This window comes from Bacillus sp. FSL M8-0256 (genome assembly GCF_038005765.1).
GTDB lineage: Bacteria > Bacillota > Bacilli > Bacillales > Bacillaceae > Bacillus > Bacillus safensis.
In genome coordinates this window covers 1,546,133-1,565,930 of the sequence record NZ_JBBOTU010000001.1, presented here as the reverse complement: position 1 = coordinate 1,565,930, position 19,798 = coordinate 1,546,133, and the positions used below count along the sequence as shown (strand labels likewise).

General features: G+C 41.2%; 18 protein-coding genes. 2 read left to right on the top strand and 16 right to left on the bottom strand.

Annotation, left to right across the window (positions count from 1 at the left end; genetic code table 11):
• Nucleotides 1-111: 111 nt before the first annotated feature.
• From spoVE to NSQ76_RS07855, 11 genes are all read right to left on the bottom strand, one after another.
• Nucleotides 112-1,212, bottom strand: coding sequence for a stage V sporulation protein E (spoVE, locus tag NSQ76_RS07905; protein WP_024424259.1), 1,101 nt, complete (start codon nt 1,210-1,212; stop codon nt 112-114).
• A gap of 59 nt (nt 1,213-1,271) precedes the next feature.
• Nucleotides 1,272-2,618, bottom strand: a complete 1,347-nt coding sequence (murD, locus tag NSQ76_RS07900) for a UDP-N-acetylmuramoyl-L-alanine--D-glutamate ligase (RefSeq protein WP_029707663.1) — start codon at nt 2,616-2,618, stop codon at nt 1,272-1,274.
• Nucleotides 2,619-2,627: 9 nt separating this feature from the next.
• Nucleotides 2,628-3,602: a phospho-N-acetylmuramoyl-pentapeptide-transferase gene (mraY, locus tag NSQ76_RS07895; protein WP_003211854.1), complete on the bottom strand. Its 975-nt coding sequence runs from the start codon at nt 3,600-3,602 to the stop codon at nt 2,628-2,630.
• Between the two features lie 135 nt (nt 3,603-3,737).
• Nucleotides 3,738-5,213 carry a UDP-N-acetylmuramoyl-L-alanyl-D-glutamate--2,6-diaminopimelate ligase gene (locus NSQ76_RS07890; RefSeq protein ID WP_034623692.1) on the bottom strand — a complete coding sequence of 492 codons (1,476 nt, stop codon included), beginning with the start codon at nt 5,211-5,213 and terminating at the stop codon, nt 3,738-3,740.
• 211 nt (nt 5,214-5,424) lie between these two features.
• The gene (locus tag NSQ76_RS07885) at nt 5,425-7,344 is read right to left on the bottom strand and encodes a stage V sporulation protein D (protein ID WP_034623693.1); all 1,920 of its coding nucleotides are present in this window, start codon (nt 7,342-7,344) and stop codon (nt 5,425-5,427) included.
• A gap of 128 nt (nt 7,345-7,472) precedes the next feature.
• Nucleotides 7,473-9,623, bottom strand: a complete 2,151-nt coding sequence (locus NSQ76_RS07880; protein WP_341055767.1) for a penicillin-binding protein — start codon at nt 9,621-9,623, stop codon at nt 7,473-7,475.
• Nucleotides 9,624-9,630: 7 nt separating this feature from the next.
• A complete protein-coding gene (gene ftsL, locus NSQ76_RS07875) occupies nt 9,631-9,978 on the bottom strand; it encodes a cell division protein FtsL (protein WP_024424265.1) in 348 nt (115 codons plus the stop codon).
• A 37-nt stretch (nt 9,979-10,015) separates the two neighbouring features.
• On the bottom strand, nt 10,016-10,948 hold the full coding sequence (gene rsmH, locus NSQ76_RS07870) for a 16S rRNA (cytosine(1402)-N(4))-methyltransferase RsmH (protein WP_024426925.1): 933 nt from the start codon (nt 10,946-10,948) through the stop codon (nt 10,016-10,018).
• Nucleotides 10,949-11,014: 66 nt separating this feature from the next.
• Nucleotides 11,015-11,446, bottom strand: coding sequence for a division/cell wall cluster transcriptional repressor MraZ (gene mraZ, locus NSQ76_RS07865; protein WP_003211163.1), 432 nt, complete (start codon nt 11,444-11,446; stop codon nt 11,015-11,017).
• 128 nt (nt 11,447-11,574) lie between these two features.
• Nucleotides 11,575-13,194 carry a bacillithiol biosynthesis cysteine-adding enzyme BshC gene (bshC, locus tag NSQ76_RS07860; protein WP_034623696.1) on the bottom strand — a complete coding sequence of 540 codons (1,620 nt, stop codon included), beginning with the start codon at nt 13,192-13,194 and terminating at the stop codon, nt 11,575-11,577.
• A 65-nt stretch (nt 13,195-13,259) separates the two neighbouring features.
• Nucleotides 13,260-14,159, bottom strand: coding sequence for a 2-dehydropantoate 2-reductase (locus tag NSQ76_RS07855; RefSeq protein ID WP_034623698.1), 900 nt, complete (start codon nt 14,157-14,159; stop codon nt 13,260-13,262).
• A 210-nt stretch (nt 14,160-14,369) separates the two neighbouring features.
• Here NSQ76_RS07855 and NSQ76_RS07850 point away from each other — a divergent pair, with 210 nt between their 5' ends.
• A complete protein-coding gene (locus NSQ76_RS07850) occupies nt 14,370-14,849 on the top strand; it encodes an N-acetyltransferase (protein ID WP_007499784.1) in 480 nt (159 codons plus the stop codon).
• A 45-nt stretch (nt 14,850-14,894) separates the two neighbouring features.
• On the opposite strand, the gene gerR is transcribed toward NSQ76_RS07850, so the two are convergent.
• The 3 genes from gerR to NSQ76_RS07835 form a co-directional block, all read right to left on the bottom strand.
• Nucleotides 14,895-15,434 (bottom strand): sporulation-specific transcriptional regulator GerR, encoded by a 540-nt coding sequence (gene gerR / locus NSQ76_RS07845; RefSeq protein ID WP_024426922.1) that lies wholly within the window; start codon nt 15,432-15,434, stop codon nt 14,895-14,897.
• A gap of 138 nt (nt 15,435-15,572) precedes the next feature.
• Nucleotides 15,573-15,746: a 50S ribosomal protein L32 gene (rpmF, locus tag NSQ76_RS07840; protein WP_008354700.1), complete on the bottom strand. Its 174-nt coding sequence runs from the start codon at nt 15,744-15,746 to the stop codon at nt 15,573-15,575.
• A 21-nt stretch (nt 15,747-15,767) separates the two neighbouring features.
• On the bottom strand, nt 15,768-16,286 hold the full coding sequence (locus NSQ76_RS07835) for a YceD family protein (RefSeq protein WP_019743276.1): 519 nt from the start codon (nt 16,284-16,286) through the stop codon (nt 15,768-15,770).
• 206 nt (nt 16,287-16,492) lie between these two features.
• On the opposite strand from NSQ76_RS07835, the gene NSQ76_RS07830 reads away from it, so the two are divergent.
• Nucleotides 16,493-17,740 carry a nucleotidyltransferase gene (locus NSQ76_RS07830; protein WP_034623712.1) on the top strand — a complete coding sequence of 416 codons (1,248 nt, stop codon included), beginning with the start codon at nt 16,493-16,495 and terminating at the stop codon, nt 17,738-17,740.
• Nucleotides 17,741-17,973: 233 nt separating this feature from the next.
• Here NSQ76_RS07830 and NSQ76_RS07825 read toward each other — a convergent pair whose 3' ends face one another.
• Both NSQ76_RS07825 and NSQ76_RS07820 read right to left on the bottom strand, forming a co-directional pair.
• The gene (locus NSQ76_RS07825; protein ID WP_025092533.1) at nt 17,974-19,002 is read right to left on the bottom strand and encodes a SepM family pheromone-processing serine protease; all 1,029 of its coding nucleotides are present in this window, start codon (nt 19,000-19,002) and stop codon (nt 17,974-17,976) included.
• Nucleotides 19,003-19,006: 4 nt separating this feature from the next.
• Nucleotides 19,007-19,786, bottom strand: a complete 780-nt coding sequence (locus tag NSQ76_RS07820; protein ID WP_024424272.1) for a patatin-like phospholipase family protein — start codon at nt 19,784-19,786, stop codon at nt 19,007-19,009.
• Nucleotides 19,787-19,798 lie beyond the last annotated feature (12 nt).

The following is a 19,798-nucleotide window of genomic DNA, read 5'->3' as shown; positions in this document are numbered from 1 at the left end:
GAAGAGTCAAAAAACATGTTTCCAATACAAAATCTGTCATTTCTACTCTTCAAATCATTTTTTTGTACTTTTGCAAAATAAATGTCATCATGGTTTCATGAACTAGCAGCACTAATATCTAGCGTACCTGCTTACATTTAAGAGTACGCCAATTGCCATCAGCATTAATGTCAGTGATGAGCCGCCATAACTTAGGAATGGGAGCGTGATACCTGTCACAGGGATAAGTCCAGTAACAACTGCGATATTAATCATCACTTGAATGGCAACCATTGAAATAATACCAACTGCTAGGAAACTTCCATATAAGTCTGGGGCTCCAAGTGCTATTCGTATGCCTCTCCATAATAGAACACTAAAGAGCAGCAAAATGAGTGATCCTCCTATAAAGCCAAGCTCTTCAGACAATATTGCAAAGATGAAGTCTGTTTGAGGCTCAGGTAAATAAAAGAATTTTTGTCTACTTTGACCGAGACCCATTCCGAACAGACCGCCTGGACCAACAGCGTATAAGGATTGAATAATTTGAAACCCACTGCCTAGTGGATCTTCCCAAGGATTTAAGTACGATGTAATTCGTTTTATGCGGTAGGGCGCTGATAAGACTAGTGCAGCAAATCCGCTGAGCCCTAAAAGACCGAGAAATATAAAGTGAGCAATTCTCGCACCTGAAACAAATATCATAATAATACAGGTTCCAACCATTACCGTCCCTGTTCCCAAATCTGGCTGCAGCATGATGATGGCAAATGCAGAAAATACAATGCCTAATGCTGGTGCGAAACCTTTACGAAAGGATGTGATATTTTTTTGCTTTTCAGATAAGAATTTTGCAAGAAACGCAATCATCGCAAGCTTCATAAATTCAGAGGGCTGAATACTAAACGCACCGACACCGATCCAGCTTCTTGATCCATTTCTCTCCATACCGATACCAGGAATAAGTACAAGCAGCAAAAGGAGAAAACAAACAGCAATCAATATCTTTGACCAAGTCCGCCACGTCCAATAATCGACTCGCATAATGAAAAACATCGCGATAACTCCGATTCCGGCAAACAAAAGCTGTCTTTTTGCAAAATAAAACGAATCATCAAATTTATACGATGCCCACACAGCACTAGCGCTGTACACCATAATTAAACCAATCGTCAATAAAAGTAACGTAATGACAACAAGCAAAAAGTCCGGAGAAGTTTTCTTATTCGTCAAGAGACCGACACCCCAAGCATAATTTCATTTGGGCTGTCAGTCATACGAGAGACAAGCCCTTATTTAAGCATATGCACGGCGTTTACAAACATGTCTCCACGTTCTTCAAATGTTTTATGTTGATCCCAGCTTGCACAAGCCGGGGATAATAAAATCACGTCTTCTTCTTCAGAAATGTTAAACGCCGCAGGTACTGCTTGTTCAACATTATCGACATGTTTTACGTGATGTATTCCCAGTTCTTCACCAAGCTTCACAAACTTAGGTGCCGTCTCACCAAATGTGATAATTCCTTTTACATTTTTCATAAAAGGTTTCAATTCATCAAATTCATTGCCGCGATCAAGCCCGCCAGCTAGTAAAATGGTCGGCTGATTAAAAGCTGACAATGCTTTACTTGTTGCCAGTATATTGGTGGCTTTACTATCGTTATAGAATTTTCTGCTTTGAATTGTATCTACAAACTGCAGACGATGCTTCACTCCACTAAATGTCGTGAGAACGTGTGCGATTGCTTCATTTGAACAGCCTGCATTTTTCACAACACAAATAGCTGCCAAAATATTTTCTTGGTTATGCTCACCAGGAAGAACAACATCCTTTAAATCGATGATATGTTCATTCATGTAGTAGATCGCACCATTTTTAATATACGCACCATGTTCTACTTGCTCTTTCACTGAGAAAAACACTTTTTTTGCTTTTGAAGCTTCAGCCAGTTTTACGACTGATGGATCATCGAGGTTAATAACAGCTATGTCATCTTCAAGTTGATGTGCGTATACTTTCTGCTTTGCTTTTTCATATTCATCACGAGTGTGGTGATAGTCTAAATGTGCATCAAAAATATTTAATATTAAGCTGATTTTAGGTCTGAAATCAACTGTTCCCATTAACTGAAAAGAAGAGAGTTCAGTTACGATCCACTCATCGCCAGCTGCCTTTGCAGCGACTTCGCTGGCAACTGTGCCAATATTACCTGCCACTAAAGTTTTTTGACTGTCTTGTTTCAACATTTCATAAATCAAAGTCGTGGTAGTGGTTTTTCCATTTGATCCAGTAATCCCAATAAAAGGAGCTGAGGTTAAATGATAAGCTAATTCTATTTCCGTCCAAACTGGAATTCGTCGGCGAAGCGCTTCTTGAACCATCACATTTTCATATGGAATTCCTGGATTTTTAATTAAAATCGTAATTTCTTTATCATCGAACATACGAAGAGGATGGCTGCCGCAAACGACATCAATCCCCTTTTCAGAAAGAAGCTGAGCAGGTTCATTTTCTTCAAACGGCTTTTGGTCATTTACTATGACATTTACTCCATGCTCATGAAGAATTGAAGCTGCCGCATATCCGCTTTTTGCAAGACCTAATACTAGTACATGTTCGTTTTTTAACATTTGCATCTTATTCAATTATAACCACACCTCGATGTAAATTCCTAAAACAGCAAGTAATAAACCAGCTGTCCAGAAGGTGACAACTACTCTCCACTCAGACCAGCCAACTAACTCATAGTGGTGGTGAAGCGGACTCATCTTAAAGATTCTTTTTCCAGTTGTTTTAAAGGAGATCACTTGAAGAATAACGGATAACGTTTCGACAACAAATACTCCTCCAATAATGACAAGTAAAATTTCAAGCTTTGTTAAAATCGCAATTGCTACAATCGCTCCGCCTAAAGCAAGCGACCCTGTATCACCCATAAATACTTTTGCAGGATGCGCGTTAAACACAAGAAACCCAAGAACGGCTCCAGCAACAGCTACTGAAAAGATCGCTACATCGTACTGTGATTGATTCCAAGCCAATATAGCAAAGGCTCCAAAGGCAATAGCCGCGGTTCCAGATAATAGACCATCCAGTCCATCCGTTAAGTTCACGGCATTAGAACCTCCGACAAGCATGAAAACGACAAGGATAAAGTAAGCCCATCCTAAATCGAAGCTCACATCTGTTCCTGGAATGCGAATCGTCGTTGCAAACTGATAATAATGGAAGACTGCATAAAAAATCACTGCGATCACAATTTGACCAATTAATTTCTGTTTCGATGTTAAACCTAGGTTTCGTTTCATCGCTACTTTAATATAATCATCTAAAAATCCTAATAGACCGTAGCCAAGCGTGACAAATAACAATAAAAACATTTCTGGACTAATCTCAGAAAATTTGTTGATCATCACAATCGTTGTAATGGTAATAGAAAAGATAATCATAATTCCGCCCATTGTCGGAGTACCTGATTTCTTTTGGTGAGACTGTGGTCCTTCTTCTCTAATACTTTGACCAAATTTAAGCCTTCTTAAAAACGGAATAAAAATCGGGGATAAAAGAACACTGATTAAAAATCCCATTATGATTGTAAACAATATCACCTGTTCAAGCATCGTTCTTTACTCCTTCCGAATTTCCAAAGCCGTTTTCCATCAGAAAATCACATTCATTATTAAGGTATTCATTCGCGTTCTTCGTATGTTGTTTTTGTACAAAATGCTTCATTTCATTACACTCTTTTCATCATTTTAAGATTTGTTTAGATCTAAAATAGCCTCCATAGCAACCTTTGCATCATCAAAATCGTAAACTTGATCGCCGACGATTTGATATGTCTCATGACCTTTACCCGCTATTAAGACTGTATCGCCTTTTTTCGCATTGGCAATTGCAAAAAAGATGGCTTGTTTGCGATTCACAAAACTATGATAATATGCGTCTGGCACCCCATTTTCCATATCCTTTAAAATAGCTGAAGGATCTTCGCTTCTTGGGTTGTCTGATGTAAATACAGGTTCATCTGCATACTTCACAGCGATTTGGGCCATTTGAGGACGCTTTGTTTTATCACGGTCGCCGCCGCAGCCTATCACACAGAAAATTTTGCCCTCTGTTAATTCTCTACACGTTGTAAGGACATTTTCTAAGCTGTCAGGTGTATGGGCGTAATCGACGATAACAGGGAAATCTTGATCAAAGTTCACAAGTTCAAATCGGCCTTTGACTCCCTCCAGCTCTTCAATAGCACTTACAATCGTTTCAAATGTTAAGCCAGATACGATCCCTACTGATACAGCTGCTAGGATGTTGTACACATTAAACTTACCGATGAGGGCAACTGTCACATTTTTTGTGCCAATTGGAGTGATCAAATCAAATTGAGTCCCCTTCGGTTTGATTTGAATATTCTTTGCCATCACATCTGCTTCTTGCTCTAAGCCATATGTCATGACTTCAGCAGCTGTCACTTTTTCATAATAACTCGAAGCGTCATCATCTGCATTTAAAATCGCATGCTTCGGCTTGTCGTGATGAAAGGCACTGCCAAGCTGTGAGAATAGCAAGCTTTTCGCATGTTTATATTCTTCCATTGTGTTGTGGTAATCAAGATGGTCCTGAGAAAGGTTTGTGAAAACAGCAATATCATAATCACATCCATGTACCCTGCCAAGATGCAGTGCATGTGATGATACTTCCATAATGGCTGTGTCTACATCTTGGTCAAGCATCTGTTTAAAAGTTTTCTGAAGCGTGACACTTTCAGGTGTGGTGTTTTTCACATCGAGAATGTCATCATTCACCTTCATATACATCGTACCGATTAAGCCAGTTTTCTTTTCGGCTTTTCTCATCATTTGTTCAATCATGTGTGTTGTCGAAGTTTTTCCGTTTGTTCCTGTGATCCCGATGAGATTCAGCTTATGAGTTGGCTGCTCGTAAAACGCATCAGCTATTCTTGCAAGAGCTCTTTGAGAGTGTTTTACAATAATGACTGGTACATCTGATATGTTAAGAGGGTGTTCTGCTACAATCGCTGCAGCCCCGCTTTTCACCGCTTTTTCAGCATAATCGTGTCCATCTACTGTATAGCCTTTTATACAGACAAAAAGGCTTCCTTTTTTCACCTCTCTTGAATCCATTTCAATGGAAGTGATATCAGGATTTTCGTTTATTAGTTCGTTGTTTTCACTTTTAAAATATGTAAGGAGTTCTTGTAATTTCATTTCATATCAAACCTCTCAAATTCGTTCACGTGCATGTCTTGTGAAAAAAACACACAGTCTATATTTTATCGTAAAAAAAGGGATACATCCAGCGTATTCCTTAAGTTTCTCTTGGAAAAAACACACTTTGGGCTCTTTTTTTTAAACAGACCTTCTCTTTCAACAAAAAGAGGCAGCCGAATGAGTGCGGCTACCCTCTGTTCATTCTTTATTATTCATCGTTTAAGTATAATCTGATGGTGGAGCCTTCTTTGACTTTTGTCCCGGCAGCAGGCGATTGCTTCACCACTTTACTGCCAGTTCCAGAAGCATCGATCTTCAGGTTAATCAGTAAGGATTCAAGGTCTGAAACAGAACCCCCTACAAGATTCGGTACTTCAATGGTTTTTGTGTCCAGCCACTGGTACTTCTTTTCAATTTGTCCTTTTCTTTTTTTCACACCCATCTCAGGCAGGCTGTCCCGCATAATATGACCCACAATTGGTGCAGCAACTGTCCCGCCAAATTGAATAGTGCCTTTCGGGTTATCTACAGCCACATATACAACGATACTCGGATCATCAGCAGGCGCAAATCCGATAAATGACACAATGTGGTTATTTTCCATGTACTTGCCGTCTTTTACCTTCTGTGCTGTCCCTGTTTTTCCGCCAACTCGATATCCTTCAACAAATGCATTTCGGCCAGTTCCTTGAGCGACTACACTTTCAAGCGCATATCTGATTTCTTTGGATGTTTCTGCTGAAATCACTTTCTTTTTGGCAATCGGTGATTGCTTTTTCACTACCTCTTTTGTGATTGGATCTATCCATTCTTTTGCAATGTACGGCGTGTAAAGTGTTCCGCCATTTACCGCAGCTGCTACGGCAGCTACTTGCTGTATCGGCGTAACAGATACACCTTGACCAAAGGCAGTTGTCGCCTGCTCTACAGGGCCAACCCGGTCCAGCGGGAACAAAATGCCTCGCCCTTCCCCTTGAAGATCGATTCCTGTTTTTTGGCCAAATCCGAAATTTTTAATATAGGAAAATAATTTATCCTTTCCTAGACGATCGCCTAGTTCAACAAAACCGGGGTTACAGGAGTTTTGAACCACTTCTAAAAATGACTGTGATCCGTGGCCGCCTTTTTTCCAGCACCTAAGTCTTGCACCATCAACTGTCACAGAACCGCTGTCAAAAAAATGATCGCGTTTTAAATTGACTTTTTTCTCTTCTAGTGCTGCTGCAAGCGTAATAATTTTAAACGTTGAACCTGGCTCATATGTGCTCCACACCGGTAGATTTCGGTTAAACACTTTCGAGTCAACTGATTGATAATCCGCTGGATCAAAATCCGGTCTGCTCGACATCCCAAGCACTTCACCGTTCTTCGGGTTCATCGCAATTGCAATCATCCCATCTGGGTTATATTTTGCCTGCGCATTGTCTAATTCCCGTTCTATAATGGTTTGCACCTTCGCATCGACAGTTAACTTCATATCAAGACCATCTTTAGGCGGTGTATAATCATCTGCTTCATCTGGCATTTTCTGCCCTTTTGCATCGGAATAGAACTTGACAGAGCCTTTTTCACCTTTTAGGTCATCATCATAATAGGCTTCCAGTCCAAGTAACCCTTGATTATCAATTCCAGCGAAGCCCAGCACATGAGAAAGAAAACTGCCAAACGGATAGTGTCTGATGCTGTCTTCCGCAACATAAACGCCATCTAAATCAAGCTCTCTGACTTCTTTTGCTTTTTCATGAGATACTTTTCTGCCTTCTGGAGAAATTCGTTCGATGGATGTTTTCTTTGTGACGTGCTTGTACGCTTTCTCTTCAGACATATTCAGTACTGCCGCCAGTTTTTTGCTTGTTTCTGCGGGATCTTTAATTTGCCGCGGGACGACCAATATAGATGGGGCACTTTTGTTCGTCGCAAGCTCTACCCCATTTCGGTCCAAAATATCTCCCCTTTCTGGTTCGAACGGGAGATTCCGGCTCCATGAATCTTTTGCTAAGCTTGTGAGCTTCTCGCCCATAATAAACTGTACATATCCTAATCTAGTATCTATGATGAAAAAAATGATCACCCCAAACATCAGCACGAAAAGCAATCGTTTTCTCACTGTTACACTTGATACTCGCACGCCCGGTTCACTCCTTACATACATATGGCTTGTTTCCATCATATGCAGGCCCGTCCTTATGTAGAACGTCTCGTCTATACCGCTCGGCAAAAGAAAAAACCTAGCAAGTGGTTTGCTAGGTTTTGCAGTTAATTCGGGCTTTTAAATGTCACAGTGACGACTTTATCTGAAATCTCCGCTCCATTTTTCACACTTTGTTTGACAGCATATCCTTGTCCTTTTGTTTCGATATGCACACCGGAAATGGATGCATATTGAAGGACTTCCCGTCTCGACCAGCCTGTCATATCAGGCATTTTTATCGTTTTTCCTGCTGTTTTCAAGTAAACTTTCTGGCTTTCAGAGAATTCAGAGCCTGCACTTGGCCACTGTCGTTTAATGGAGAGGCCGTCGCCGATGACAACAGGCGTTAAGTTTTTGTTTTTGGCTTCTGTTTCCGCCTGCTTCACTTCTAAATCTAAGAATGAAGGCATTGTTTCTTGTTTCACTTTTTGTTCGCCTGATTTTTTATCGTCTGTTTTTGTTGGTGCAATATTTAAATATAGCAGACTATTTTTCATGACTGGGTTAAAGATTTGTGCAACTGGGGCAGAGCCAGTTTCTGTATCAGACAGCTGCGGCTGCTGTACAGCGACATAAACGAGCAGCTTCGGATCATCTTTTGGCGCCATTCCCATAAATGAAAAGACGTAATCGTTTCTTCCTTTGAGATAACCGCCGGCACCGCCAATTTGTCCTGTTCCTGTTTTCCCAGCAACGTCAAATCCTTTGATTTGGTAAGGCTGGCCTGTTCCAATCTTCGAGGAAACCACCTCACCTAAAATGTCACGGACTTGCTTTGCTGTATCAGAGGAAATTGGTTTTCCAGCTACTGTTGGTTCGTGCTGTAAAATCGTTTTGTTTGTGTTCGGGTCTGTAATATGATCAATGACATATGGCTTCATCATCGTTCCGCCGTTTGCTATCGCTGTCGCTGCTTCGATTTGTTGAATCGGTGTAATGGCAGACGCTTGACCGTAAGCCGTCGATGCTTTGTCATATTCGTATCTGTAATTGATTTTACTAGACGCTTCGTTCGGTAAGTCAATACCTGTTTTGTCATAGAAATGGAACTTCTGCAAATATTGTTCGTAGCGCGTGAAGCCTAATTTTTCTTTTGCCAGCTTTGCAAAAGCTACGTTAGACGAACGGAGAACCCCTTCATGAAAGTCAATTTTCCCCCAGCCGTTTCCATTGTTGTGGTCTCTTACAAGGCCGCCTCCTACTTTATAAGTACCAGATTGATATTTATCATTGCCTTGGTAGACCCCTTCTTGGATTGCCGCAGCAAGTGTGAAGATTTTCATCGTTGAACCTGGTTCAAACGCATATGAAATGACATCATTGTTATAATTCGTAATGTCTAATTCATTTAAATTAAAGCTTGGCCGCTGTCCCATCGCGAGCACCTTTCCCGTTTTTGGGTCAACGACTGTGGCAATGATTTTCTTCGGTTTATATTTTTTGGCAACCTGCGTCATACTTTCTTCAAGGAACGCTTGGATTTTTTGATCGATGGTCAGCGTGACATTTTTTCCATCCTTCGGAGCGACAATGTCTTCTTTACTATTTGGAAGAGCCCATCCGCTTCTGTCACTGTTATATGTCACATAGCCGTCTTTTTCTTTTAAAAATTTGTTCAGCGCCTTCTCAAGTCCCATCGCGCCTGACATGTCCTTCGTTGCCTCATCTAATCTTGCATAACCGATCAGATTCGACGCAAACATGCCGTTTGGATAATATCGCTTCGTGTCTTTTTCAAATGCGATCCCTGGAAGCTTTAGCTTTTCAATTTTTTCTTTTGTTGAAAAACTGATGTCTTTCCCAGCTTTACCAAACTCAACTTGGAACGCATCTTTTGTATTCAGACGCTTTAAAATTTCGCTTTCGCTCATATCAATGACTTTTGACAGCTCTTTTGCTGTCTTTTCTTTGTCGACGACATGCATCGGGTGCTTTGGATCGACCGTCATTTTCTTGCTCATGATCGCAATGAGCTTATAGACAGACGTATCCTCGGCAATCACATTCCCATTTCGGTCTAAAATAGACCCTCTTTTCGCTTCAAGTGTTTTCTTCGATTGATATTGTTCATTTGCCTTTGCGGCTAACACTTGGCCATCGACCGTTCCTGTAATCTGAATATAAATAAAACGTGCAAGGATGATAAAGAAAAACAGGGCGAAGCAAATACTCGCAATTGCCGCGCCTCTGTTCATCATTTTATTCTTTTTAGGCATCGCCATCTTAATCGACCTTCTTAACATCTTTCGAAATGCTTAAGCCAGCTTTTTTCGCAGTATCAATGACTCTCTCTGGTTCACTCAGCAAGTCTTTTTCCTTTTGAAGCTCAGTGATCTTCTTCGATTCTAAAGATACTTGCTGCTCTAATTTCTGCACCTCGATATTGGCGTGATAGACAGCAAAGGCTTTAGAAATGATGAGAATGGAGCTGCACATAAGAGCCATGACAAACATGACAAGTAAGATTTTTTCACCAAGTGTGATAGAACCTCTTCTTTTAATAACAACCGATTGGCCTTGCTGCTCTGTTTGATATTGTTTTACTTCTCTTTGGTAAGCCAAATTACTCATAAGAAACCTCCTTTTTATCATCATCTATGGTGTCGTTTTACTTTTTTTCTGCAATTCGGAGCTTCGCTGAACGGGCACGGTTGTTATGTTCCAGCTCTTGTTCTGATGCAACGATTGGTTTTCTCGTGATCAGCTTCAGCTTTGGTTCAAGTCCTTCTGGAATCACTGGTAGTCCGTGCGGAAGTTCTGGAAGAGAAGACATTTCTTTAAATGTACTTTTACAAATCCGGTCTTCAAGTGAATGGAATGTAATGACAGAAATTCTCCCCTTCGGATTGAGTAACTCTATTGCTTGTTCTAGTGCTTCTTCAAAAACTTTTAATTCATCATTGACAGCAATTCGGATCGCTTGAAACACTCTTTTTGCTGGATGTCCGCCAGTTCGTCTTGCAGGTGCGGGAATTCCTTCTTTGATAATGTCGACAAGCTCACCTGTTGTTTCAATTGGTGCTTTTTTTCTAGCTTCTTCAATTTTGCGTGCGATTTGCTTGCTGAATTTTTCTTCCCCATATTTGTAGAAAATCCGAACTAGATCTTCAAATGGCCATTCATTCACCACTTGTTTTGCCGACAATGCGGCTGTTTGATCCATTCGCATGTCAAGAGGTGCATCATGGTGATAACTAAAGCCTCTCTCTGGTGTGTCGAGCTGAGGAGATGAAACCCCAAGGTCAAAAATCACACCGTCTACGCTTGTAATGCCTTGTTCATTCAGACGTTCTTTTAAATATCGGAAGTTGCTCTTTATGAAAAGAATGTTCGCTTTTGAATCTGCGAGCTTCTCTCGTGCATGATCCAGTGCAGCATCGTCTTGGTCAAATCCAATCAATGTACCTTTTTCTGATAGTTGAGATAGTAAATATGAGCTATGACCTGCTCCGCCCAGCGTGCAGTCTACATATGTACCGTCTTCTTTGACGTTTAAACCGTCAACTGTTTCTTTTAATAATACTGTCTCATGTTGAAACATGATGTTATGGTCCCACCTTTTTCAAATAGAAATGAATGTGTAGAAAGCTTGCTGCACAAGGGATTATTATATATCAAACCCAATCATGTTTTCAGCAATTTCAGCAAAAGAATCTTCTTGCTCTTCTGTATATTGTTCCCAGATCGACTTACTCCACAACTCAATTCGATTTGAAACGCCGATGACCACACATTCTTTTTCGAGTTTTGCATATTGGAGTAGGTTTGATGCGATATTAATGCGCCCCTGCTTGTCCAGATCACATTCAACTGCGCCGGAGAAGAAGAACCGGGTAAACGCACGTGCATCTTTTTTCGTTAGCGGCAGTGCTTTGAGTTTCTCTTCAATTAGTTTCCACTCACTCATAGGGTAGCCAAATAAACATTGATCAAGCCCTCTCGTCAGCACAAACTGTTCTCCGAGACCGTCTCTAAATTTAGCAGGGATGATCATGCGCCCTTTTGTATCAATCGTATGTTGGTATTCACCCATGAACATGATAATCAGAGCCCCACTTTCTCACCCTTACTCTCCACTATCCACCACTTCTCTCCACAAAACTTATTTTACACTGTTTCTACATAAAAAAAAACCCTGAACTAGTCAGGGTTCATTAAAACTTTATTTCAAAGTTTGACAATTTGCTGCTTGTTTTGAAATGAAAATGGCAGATTTTTGAACGTTTTGAAGAATTCTGGACCATATTTGTTTAAAAAGTACATGATATTCCAAATTCTTTCTTGCGGGGCATCTAATGGTTTTAAGCTGTTTTCAATCCGTTCAAAATCTCGAAGGATATAACCTTCCTTTTCTTCCACACGCTGCGCCACCTTTTGATAAACAAATTGAAGCTGATCTTCGATAAATTTGGCATTTTTATCTAGCAGCTGCTCGAAGTTTGGTTCAACCTTCAGTGCTTCTTGCCTCAATACACCATGAACATTCGCTAATTCACGTTTCGCTTGATCAACGGCTTGAACAAAGCTGTCTGGAAGGCTTTGCTCAAAGTGAGCCTCTTTCTTTTCTTTCACTCCGTTTGTAAGCACTTCTTCTAGAGAAAGTTCTCTGACCGGCAGCTTCTTATCGATGTGCCTTTCAAGAATGGTCACGTGCAGTCTTGGAAGAACGGGTGCCATCTTTAATTCAAAATGCTCAAAGATTCCTTTCAGTTCTCCCCAATAGTTGACTTCACCGTGTCCTGCCATAAAAGCAAGTGTTGGGAGAAGGGTTTCCTGCATTAAGGGACGCGTCACCACATTGTTGCTGAACCGTTCTGGGTGCTCCTCAATTTCCTGCAAAAGCTCTTCTTTTGTCCACGTAAGCCCCACTTCTGATATAGAAAACTGGCCGTTTTCTTTTTCAATAAGGAAACGCTCTTCATCATATTCGTAAAACAGGTTCGCCTGATTGTCACCAGCTTCAATGATCGGCTGATATCCCGCTCGTTTCATGGCAGCCTGCGTTTCATTCAAACGAGCTGTGACTGCATCATTTGTCTCGACAATGTGCTTGAATAACGTACGCTCAAGTGGTTTGACGCCTAAGTCTCCTGAATTAAATAGAAGCAGTCCATCTTCTTCAAAAAGGTCGCATACAATCCATTCAAAGAAATCCGTAAACGTTTGCGATTTGCGTAAACATCGAAGAAGCTTACCAAGCAAGTCATTAGTATACGCAGATTCTTCATACGTTGAAAACACATCGCGGAGCCATTTTTCTGTTTTTTCTTGATGCAGAGGTGTTCTTTTGGCCGCAGTTTTTTTGACGTTATGTAATGGCAGCTTTTGCTTGACTGGACCTTTTTCGCCGGATGTGTAGACAAAATTAATTTCATCTACGTCATGATCCTCACCTGCTACCCAAAAGACTGGAATCACAGGAACGCCAAGCGCTGATTCTTTTTCTTTTGCGAACTGAATAATGGATATGATTTTATGTATGGTATAAAGCGGTCCTGAAAGTAGGCCTGCCTGCTGTCCTCCAACCACCATGACACTCCGTTCGTCACGGATCTTTTCAATGTTCTGACGCATCGCTGCCGATTCAAACTTTGCGTGGTATGCGCTCATATAATCCGCTAAAGCCTCGCGCGGGAAGCTCATTTCCATGAGATCGTCGTATCTTTTTTTCCATGTGTGCTCAGAATGTATATCATAATCAAAAAAAGCAGTCATCTCTTTTTTTTCTTCTATATAATCACGTATGAATAAATTCTGACTTCGGATGGAAAGTTCAGTCAATTGCATGTTTAGAACTTCCTTTCTTCAATAAATAGTTAGTTTCCCGAAAAAAGTATAGCATGTAAATGAGCTCACTCAAAAGATTTTGTTTGCTTTTTTTCCAATACTTCCAAGCTTCGATTAAAGAAAGTAAGATGTGGCGCCAGAATCTCTTGAGCTTGAGCCTTTTTTAAAAGATAGCCAACGATGGCTTTTCTTTCGGTTTCACGGCCTTTGACGATATCTTGAAGCATTGACGATTGATTGGCGGCCGTTTTTTTACAAATTGAAACGACATGTGACCAGAGACGCTCTTCTTCAGGCAGACCTAAAATGGACAATGCTTCTTCAAATGCACATTTCATCATGTATTCATATGCAGGATTTGCGATCAATTCTCCATTTTTCACATGCAATAAAGCCGTGAGGGGGTTAATGCATACATTGACTAGCAGTTTTTCCTCCAGCACTTTTTTCCATTCATCCGTATAAATCATCTGAAAACGGGCTGGCGTTTCATTCAAAGCATTTCTCACATCATCTGTATCCTCAGGATGAAAAGCTCCCCACTTGATGACACCGATCCCTGTATGGTTCACTGCATGGTCTGATACCTTCATGGCGCCGTGCTCTACGACACCTATATATATCGAATGCGACGTGTCCCATTTTTCTAAATCTAATAAGTGTGCCATGCCATTTTGTAAAAATAAGATTCGCTGACGAGGTAATGTTGATAGTTCATCAAGCACCTCTTGCAGATGGTGATATTTCACTGTCACAATCAGCAGATCAAATACTCCTGTAATCCCTGCCCTTGCCTCCACAGACGCCCGGAATGTCTTTCCTTTTACCGTTCGCTTAATTCCTGATGTTCGAATCTCCTCTGCTTGTTCTTTTCTTCTTGTCAAAACAGTGATGTCATGATGCTGTGATAAATAACTGGCACAAAGCAGACCAATCGCACCGCCGCCAATGATTCCAATGTTCAACTGCCGCACTTCCCTTTTTCTGTTTACTTCATCATATCAACCATTTTAACAGTTTCATGCCGCGATGCAAAAAGCAGATGGCGCGCCGTGATTGAATTTTTTTAATTTAAAAACTATAATAATAAGTGTAAAAACTTTTTGAGGCGGATGGGATGAAAACGCCTTCAACGACATCACTGTCAACATTATGTGTGTAAGGGGGAAGATCATATGACACAAGTAAAGCGACTTCTAATCAATTACAAAACTTTAGAGGAATTTAAACAATTTAAGGAATATGGCATACAAGAACTATCCATGCTTGAAGACCTTGAAAGTAATATGATAGAAAATGACAGCAACTCTCCATTTTACGGGATTTATTTTGGAGATAAGCTGGTTGCACGTATGAGCCTTTATCAAGTGGACGGCTCGACGACAACGTATTTTGACCACAATCATGATTATTTAGAGCTGTGGAAGCTGGAAGTGCTTCCTGGGTATCAGCGTAAAGGGTACGGCGAGGCACTTGTTGATTTCGCTAAATCTTTCGGGTTGCCAATCCGGACCAATCCTCGCGTCAAATCTGCCGGTTTTTGGGATAAAATGGGCTTTGAAGCGGTCAAATATGATATGGAACGCGACAAAGGTGAAAATCCACTCATCTGGGAACCTGCCCATATCCAAAAAAATACAGGTGAATCTGCTTAATACTGATGCCAAAACGCCCCTCCTTTCTCTGTGAGGGGCGTTTTCTTATTTAGCATATTCTTTTAAGTTGATATTCTGTTTGACTCTTTCAACAATCCCAATGAGTGCCCGGTAATCTTCTTCTGTCATTTTTAATTGCCGCTTCAAGTGTTCATTTTCTTCCGTGAGCGACTTCAGTTGATGCTGCGTGTCCGCTAGTTCTTCGCGTAAATCAGCAGAGCCAGCAGGTTCTTTTTCAAGCTGCTCTAAGAACTGAATTACTTCTCGCAAGGTCAATTCAGCCTGAACTGAGGTTGCCTTTTCTTCTATCGTTAACGTATTTTGTGGTAAACCCGAGGAATGAATCCCAATCTTTTTACGCAGTTCTTTCCGCTGTTTTTTCGCCAGCTCAATGCCTGCCTGATATTGTTTTCTGACGTATGAATTCCACCTGAATCCACATGCTGCAGCCGTTCTTGACAACGCTTTTCCGACTTCTTCAAATGCGGAAAGCTGCGTTCCTCCATCTCGAATGTGTCTTAAGACGACTTCTGCTAAAAGTAAATCTTCATCTTGCGTCCATGCGTCCTGCCTTGTAATCGTCAATTGATCATCCCCCCTGAATCTGAATACCACATCATATGCGCTTACTAGAGTAGATAGACTATTTGCAGGAGAGAAACCTAAAAAATAGACAAATAAAAAAACGCAAGGGAAGATTCCCTTACGCTTTTTTATCAAGCATTAGTTGCTTTTTACGTCTTTGCCTTTGTATGTTCCGCAAGATTTGCAGACACGATGAGAAATTTTCATTTCACCGCATTCTGGGCAAGCTACCATACCAGGTACTTGTAGTTTGAAATGCGTACGACGCAATCTTTTTTTCATTTTAGAAGTTCTTCTAAAAGGTACAGCCATTATTCCCACCTCCTTAAAGAGTTAAGATTCATTATTTTCTTCTAAGAGCTTCTTCAAGCCTTCCAGACGCGGATCAATTCGGTTTTGATGTGCATCTTCCGAAATGACCGCCCAGTCATTCCCTTCCTGTGGTGCAGCACCTTTTACGTCTGTTTGGTCGCAAAAGATTTGCATCGGCACTTCAAGAAGAATTTCTTCCTTGACTATAGGCGTTAAGTCGATGATATCGTCTTCTACAACAGATACGTCTTCATCTTCTATATCGTCTGTCTTATGAAGTACAAATAGTTCTTTCGTTGAAATCGCAAATGGATAATTTACATCAACAAGCGTTCTTGAACAAGGCAATGTCATTTCACCTGTGATGGTTAAATCAAATGCGACTTGCTTTGATTCGATCACTCCAGTCCCTTTCACCTCTACTGGTGAAATGCGACGTATATCTGAATGAAGGCTAGTAAGTTCATTTAAGTCAACCGTCTCATGAAAATCGAAGCTGTTTTTAGCTTTTTGATGTAACTGATAAACTGTCCATTTCAATTGTATCACCTCTAAGAGCAACAAACATGATTATAGCTTTCATCATGCTATTTGTCAATATTTTTTCTTTACAGTCCTTTGTGATGTCAGAGCGTTGTTTGACATCAGTTCACGGAATGCCTACACTGAAAAAAATGGGCTTCATTTTTCCCTTATGCTACTGTAGCATAGACCATTTAACCATAGCAAGAAAGGCGGAACATCTATTGAAAGCAACAGGAGTCGTTGTCGAGTACAATCCATTTCATTATGGGCATGCCTATCATGTTCGCCAGGCGAAAACACATACCTCCTCAGATGTAGCCATTGCCGTCATGAGCGGATCCTTTCTCCAGCGCGGAGAGCCTGCTATCGTCTCCAAATGGGCACGTACAAAAATGGCATTGCAAAACGGTGTAGACATCGTATGTGAGCTTCCATACATCTATGCAGTGCAAAAGGCAGAAACCTTTGCAAATGGCGCTGTGTCTATTTTAGACGCTTTAAAATGCCGCTCCCTTTTTTTCGGAAGCGAGGATGGGGACATTAAAGCATTTGAGCGAACAGCGCACGCTTGGCATGAAAAAAAAGAAGAAATTGACCTTTTCACAAAAGCAAAGGTCAAAGAAGGGCTTAGTTATCCGGCAGCCTCTGCCGCTGCGTTTCAAAAGATCATTGATCCTAAACACTTACTGGATCTGTCTAAGCCCAATAACATTTTAGGCTTCCACTATGTCAAAGCCATCTTAGAGAGATCTCCTCACATAGAGCCCTTTACCTCTCAAAGAATTGCATCCGGTTATCATGATCAAGAGCTTCCTAAACATCAGAAAATCGCAAGCGCGACAAGCATCCGAAAAGCCTTAAAAGAGAACGGGTCATTTGAAACTGTCGCCTCTTATCTCCCGGAAGCTTCGCTTAAGCAATTACATGACTATTCTTCTTCTTATGGTCTTTTACATACGCAAGAAGACTATTTCAGCTTCTTAAAACATGTGTTTCACACAATGGATACAGCAGAATTAGAAGGCATCTATGAAATTGAAGAAGGCATCGAACACCGCATGCAAAAGGCGATCACACATGCGTCCACCTACGAGGAATATCTATCACTTGTGAAAACAAAACGATATACGTGGACAAGGCTGCAGCGGATGAATACGCACCTTTTAATGAGGGTGAAGAAAACTGTTATGCATGAGCTGCTAAAGGAGAAACACGCGCCATACATTCGTTTACTTGGTATGTCAAAGAAAGGTCAGCAATACTTATCTCTTGTCAAAAAGGAATTGGACGTACCGCTTGTCAGCAAGCTGTCTTCCTTTTCACATCCTGCCCTTGATCTTGACATTCGCGCTTCCCGCGTCTTCAGCCTTCCCATCAGCGAACCAATGCAAACAAAGTTAACAGAAGCAGAATTTAAAACCTCACCGATCCGCTATGATGAAGAGACTGGTCTCTTCCAATCTCGATAAAAAGAGCAGCCTTTGATGAAGGCTGCTCTCTGATTGTTGACAAAGGGCTAAAATGATCTTTATTTTATCCCTTTGTCTTCTTTTCAGCGTGATAGAAAACCTTTGAAGTCTAGGAAGGGCGAGCACCGGAACGGAGCGAATTTGACATTCGTGAGTACCGGCGCAGAGACCTGACACCGAATGCGAGGGTTTGTCTACACGCTGAGAGCAGCCTAAGGCTGCTCTTTTTTCACTTAAGATGCTTTCTCTTTTAACTTGTTTAAATAGTTCAGTGCGTCCTGCATAGTGTCCACAGGAACGATTTTCATCTTACTTTTAATATCTTTCGCTGTTTTCACTGCATTTTTGTAGTCTGAATTTGGATCACCTTTATCATTTGGTGCAAAGAAGATATCTTTTCCTGCTTTATCTGCTGCAACAACCTTTTGATCTATTCCGCCAATTGGCCCGACCGTACCATCAGCGTCTATCGTTCCAGTCCCTGCAATCGCATAGCCATGTGTTTCGTCTTCTTTTGTCAGCTGATTATAAATTTCAAGTGACATCATTAAACCTGCCGACGGGCCGCCGATATTTTCAATATCCACTTTAATAGAAGGCGACACTTTCACATTTCGGTCTGTAAATAAAGATACGCCAATTCCGACTCGATTCGGCTCTTCTTTAAAAGGCTTCAACTTCACTTTCTGCGTGATATCCTTGCCGTTGCGTTCAAGGACAAAACGGACAGATGTACCAGCTTTTTGACGGCTGATATACGACACCATTTTATCAGCAGAATCATACGTCTTGCCATCAACGCTTTTAATCCGGTCGCCCACTTCAATTTTGCCGTAAGCAGGCATGCCTTTCATGACGTAGCTCGCATATACCCCATTAAACGTATAATCTACTTTTTTGCCTGCTTTTGTATACGCTGCAATCATGGCATTTTCTTGAGAGCTTTTCATCAGCTGAAGCTGTCTTTTCATATAATCTTCATCCGACTCTCCGTCCGCTTTAATATTTTCTTCTGGGACGATTTCGTCATATTTATTCATTTTCGCAAGCAAATACGTATACGGATTGGCTGGACCTACTTTTATCGTCATAAGAGAGAAGCTGCCCTTCTCGCCGTATCCACCATCCACTTGAATGTGAGGGGCAATCTCTGTTGCATCACCCGGCTTTGTCACGTAATACGGCAGTTTAACAAAAGTTAAGCCAAATAAGACAAGAACAATAACAAAAAAGCTGAGCCAGCGAATATTCAATTTTTTCATTCGATTAACACTCCCATTTATCAATGACATCTTTCAGTTCACCTGCTAATTGGTCTGCGGCGAGCTCACCAGCTTCAATCATCTCCTGAACCTGAGTGAATGAACTGGAGCTGAATGTTTCAAGCCTCGGCCGAATCATGAGATCTGCATGAATGGTTTGATGACGGACCAATTCATTTTGAAGGATGTCCAAACTTTGCATAATCACATCCGATAATCTCGTCGCCTTTTCTGTTTTTTTCACCCTAGATACATCAGAGGCGATAATAAGGTCTGCGCCCATTTCTTTTAAAACAGACACAGGAATGCGGTCAACAACCGCTCCATCCACTAGCTGTCTGCCGCCCATTTCATGAGGAACAAACACGCCTGGAATGCTGATGCTTGCTCTGACTGCTTGTGAGACAGACCCTTCTTTAAACACAACCTTTTCCCCTGTCTCGAGGTCACAGGCAACCACCGCAAGGGGCATTCTTAATTCTTCGAATTTTTTCCCATATGTAAACGTGTGAATCAGCTGCAAAATTCGATTTCCTTTTAAAAGACCGATTTTTGGCAGTGTATAGTCAGCATAATACTTTCTTCTGAAGACAAGTGCAAGTTTTTTCATTTTTTCTACGTCTTGTCCTGCCGCATAAAAGCTCCCAACAAGTGCGCCAATACTGCTTCCAGCGATCATATCTACCTGTATCCCTTGCTTCTCAAGACTAGACAAAACCCCGATATGCGCCATTCCCCTCGCACCCCCGGAGCCTAGTGCAAGCCCGATGATCGGTCGCTTCATGAAAATCCACCC